Here is a 3,519-nt window from a genome sequence, read left to right as displayed (position 1 = left end):
GCGCCTGACCAATGAGGATCTGTCGAACGAGGCGTTCCCCTTCATGCAGTCGCGCCGGACCACCGTCGCCGGCATCGATGTGGTGGCGCTCAGAGTGTCCTTCACCGGCGACCTTGGCTGGGAACTGCATTGTGAAGCCACTGACCAGGTCGAGCTTTACGGCGCGCTACTCAAGGCCGGCAAGGAAGTCGGCGCCGGACCGGTCGGCTCGCGCGCGCTGATGTCGCTGCGCGTCGAGAAGGGCTATGGCAGCTGGAGCCGCGAATATTCGCCCGAATATTGGCCGCAGGAGGTCAAGTTCGATCGCCTTGTCAAACTGGACAAGGGCGCGTTCCTCAACCGCGATGCCTACGCTGCCATCGCCGGCAAGCCGGTACGCGATGAGCTCATCATGCTGTCGATCGACGCCAGGGATGCCGACGCGACCGGCGGCGAGCCGATCTTCCTCACCGACGGCACGCCGATCGGCCAGGTATCTTCAGGCGCCTACGGCTATTTCGTCGAGCAGTCGCTGGCGCTTGGCTATGTCAAAGCGGGCTCCGCCAAGGCCGGCGACAAGGTCTCGGTCGCCATACTGGGAAGGCCGCATGAGGCAATCCTGCTGCCGCATCCGCCATTCGACCCCGAGGGCAAGCGGCTGCGCTCGTAGAAGCTCGGCCACCCGTTCGCCCAGTGAGCCAACTGACGAAAACCGAAGCCGGCCGGAGACGCCGGCGGAGCTGAACGAGGAAGATTTTCGACCACCTGAAAACAAAGGGGGATCGCATGATCAAACGGCATCTGCTGGGCACCATGTTTGCCCTCATTCTCACGTCCTTCACGCACGCGGCGAACGTCAAAGCGATCAATGACGATGCGTGGCTTGCCGAAGGTCCGATCTGGTATCAGGACAAGCTCTTCTACGTTGAACACGGCCGCGGCTCCGTGGACGTGTGGGACGGCAAGAAGAACGCGATCTTCTGGAAGATGGACGGCTGCGGCCCTTCGGCTGTACTGCCGACAACGACCGGCGAGTTCCTCGTTACTTGTTATGACAACAACACGATCGGCCGCATCTTCGCCGACGGCAAGTCGCTGCCGGCCTATGACAAGGACACGGACGGCAATCCGTTCAGCGGACCGAATGATTTCGCGCCCGACAAGGATGGTGGCATCTATTTCACCGGCTCCGGCAAGGGCGGGCCGTTGATCGATGCCGCGACCTGCACAACGCCAATGGTCTCGTCATCTCGAACGACGGCAAGATGCTCTATCTGGTCGAGACCGAGGACAACCGGATCATCATCGAGTTCGATGTCCAGCCCGATCACGCCCCTGAACAACCGCCGCGTCTTCCTGCGCCTCGATGATCTGTTCCCGAACCAGCCGCACATCTGGCCTGACGGCATCAAGATGGACAAGGCGGGCGAGATGTATATCGGCCAGAGCCCACGCTCGCTCGGTGCGCCAGGCAAGATCCTCGTCGTCGATGAGGGCGGCAAGCTGCGGCGCACGCTTTCAGTGCCGTCGCCATCCGTGCCGAACTTTGCCTTCTAACCCGACGAGAATGTGCTCTACGTCATGGCGCTCGATCAAATCGATGCCGTGCCCTGGTACGGCAAGGTCTACGAGATTCCAAACAAATAGCGCGTTCACTGACGGACGGGTGAAGGCTTCGCCCGACCGGTCCGGTTGATGGCGTCAGCCGCCGAACCGATCCAGCCAATGTTGGGCAAGGTCCGAGCGGCGGCAAATCCAGATGTCTGGATTGGCCTTGATCTTGTCGAGGAAGCGGGCGAGCCCGATCATGCGGCCCGGCCGTGCTGCCAGCCGGCAGTGCAGCGACACTGTCATCATGCGTGGCGTCCGTTCCGCTTCGGCCAGCAGCCAGTCCACACCATCGCTGACATATTCGAAGAACTGGCTGCCTGTCTCCAGGCCGGAGCCGCGCGAGAACCGGCTGTCATTGTTGTCGAAACTATGCGGCACCACCAGATGCCGCTTGGCATCGACGTCGACGAAATAGGGCAGGTCGTCATTGTAGTCGTCGCAATCGTAGAGGAAGCCGCCATGTTCGGCCACCAGCCGCCTTGTGTTGAGGCTGGGCCGGCCGGTGTACCAGCCGAGCGGGCGAATGCCGGTCAGGCTCTCGACGGTATCCACGGTCATCGCGATGTGATTGCGCTCCTCGGCCTCGCTCAACGGCGCGTAATCGATCCAGCGCCAGCCATGGCAGACGATGTCACTGCCAAGTGCTGCGATCGCCTTGCCGGCCGCCGGATTGAGCTCGAGCGCGCGCCCCACCACGTAGAATGTCGGGATGACGTCCTTGTCCTGAAACAGCGAGGCGAGCCGCCAGATGCCGACGCGTGAGCCATATTCGTAGAGCGATTCCATATTGCGGTTGCGCAGACCCGGCACCGCCGGAGACACGGCAAGATCCGACAGAATCGCCTCGGAGACGCCGTCGCCCTCGTCGATGCTGTATTCGGCGCCTTCCTCATAGTTGACGACGATGTTGAGCGCCAGCTTGGCGCCGCCGGGCCACTGCGCGGCAGGCGGCTTGTCGCCATAGCCGATAAAGTCACGGGCAGGCAAATACGGCATCTCTCAAGTCTCCCGAGGCTTCTGTCGCAAAACATGCGGTAGCCAACACTATCCGCCGTGCATGTCGATCAGTATGCGCAGTGCCCGATCCATTATCTCTTGCGGGCCGACCGTCGCGCGCAAACAGTCCGTGAGGCCGTAGCCGCCCAGGCCGCGCACAATGATATCGGCGCCCCATAAGGCCTTCTCTGCGGCCTCCGCGGCGGCTTCGTCGGAGAAGCGGATCAGCACGAAGTTCGTCCGGCTCTCCGGGACGTCATATCCTTTAGCCCTCAGCTCATGCGCGAACTGGTCGCGAATCCTCGCTGTGCGGGCCACGGTTTCTCGCATATAGGCCTGGTCCTCCACGGCCGCGACGGCCATTGCTAGGCTTGTCATTGTGACCTGGTTGGAGTTCTGCATCTTGCGCACTCCGGCCGCGACCGAAGGCGGAAACACCCCCCAGCCAACGCGCGCGCCGGCCAGGCCATAGGCTTTGGAAAGCGTGCGCAGCACGACCGTATCGCCACGCGCGACCAGCGCAAAGATCGGTTCGGGGTCTTGGTCGTCGAACTCGCCATAGGCCTGGTCGATCACCAGAAGCACATCCTGCGGCAAGGCGGCGCGCAAGCGCAGCAGCTCGGCGTTGCGGATGCGGGTGCCGGTCGGATTGCCGGGATTGCAGACGAACGCGACCCGCGTTGCCGGCGTGATGGCAGCCAGGATGCTGCCGGTCGAAACGGTGAAATCGTGCTCTGCCGCCTTGATGTAGGCCGCACCAACACGCGCGGCGGCGGAGGCTGCGAAATTATAGGCATAGGCCGTGCCCAGCACCTCGTCGCCTCGTCCCGCAAAGGCCGCGATGGTGCAGCTGATCAGGTCCATCGAACCGGCGCCGCACAAGATCAGATTGGGATCGATCCCATAGGCCTGCGCGATCGCCTTGCGCAGTGC

The 3,519-nt window shown here is 62.8% G+C and carries 4 protein-coding genes; 2 read left to right on the top strand and 2 right to left on the bottom strand.

What is annotated here, in order from left to right:
- Nucleotides 1-649 (top strand): aminomethyltransferase family protein (locus EN906_RS27095; protein ID WP_164777388.1); only part of this gene is annotated, 649 nt, incomplete at its 5' end.
- 116 nt (nt 650-765) lie between these two features.
- Nucleotides 766-1,536 carry an SMP-30/gluconolactonase/LRE family protein gene (locus EN906_RS27090; RefSeq protein WP_127267676.1) on the top strand — a complete coding sequence of 257 codons (771 nt, stop codon included), beginning with the start codon at nt 766-768 and terminating at the stop codon, nt 1,534-1,536.
- A gap of 144 nt (nt 1,537-1,680) precedes the next feature.
- Here the strand turns inward: EN906_RS27090 and EN906_RS27085 are convergent, their stop codons facing one another.
- Together EN906_RS27085 and EN906_RS27080 are read right to left on the bottom strand one after the other, a co-directional pair.
- Entirely contained in the window at nt 1,681-2,586 is a 906-nt protein-coding gene (locus EN906_RS27085; RefSeq protein ID WP_127267675.1) for an allantoinase PuuE, read from the bottom strand.
- A gap of 48 nt (nt 2,587-2,634) precedes the next feature.
- Nucleotides 2,635-3,519: histidinol-phosphate transaminase (locus tag EN906_RS27080; protein ID WP_127375499.1), on the bottom strand; the 885-nt coding region annotated here is incomplete at its 5' end.

The sequence above is a fragment of the Mesorhizobium sp. M7A.F.Ca.CA.004.06.1.1 genome, assembly GCF_003999135.1.
Classification (GTDB): domain Bacteria; phylum Pseudomonadota; class Alphaproteobacteria; order Rhizobiales; family Rhizobiaceae; genus Mesorhizobium.
This window is presented reverse-complemented; position numbering and strand designations above follow the sequence as displayed.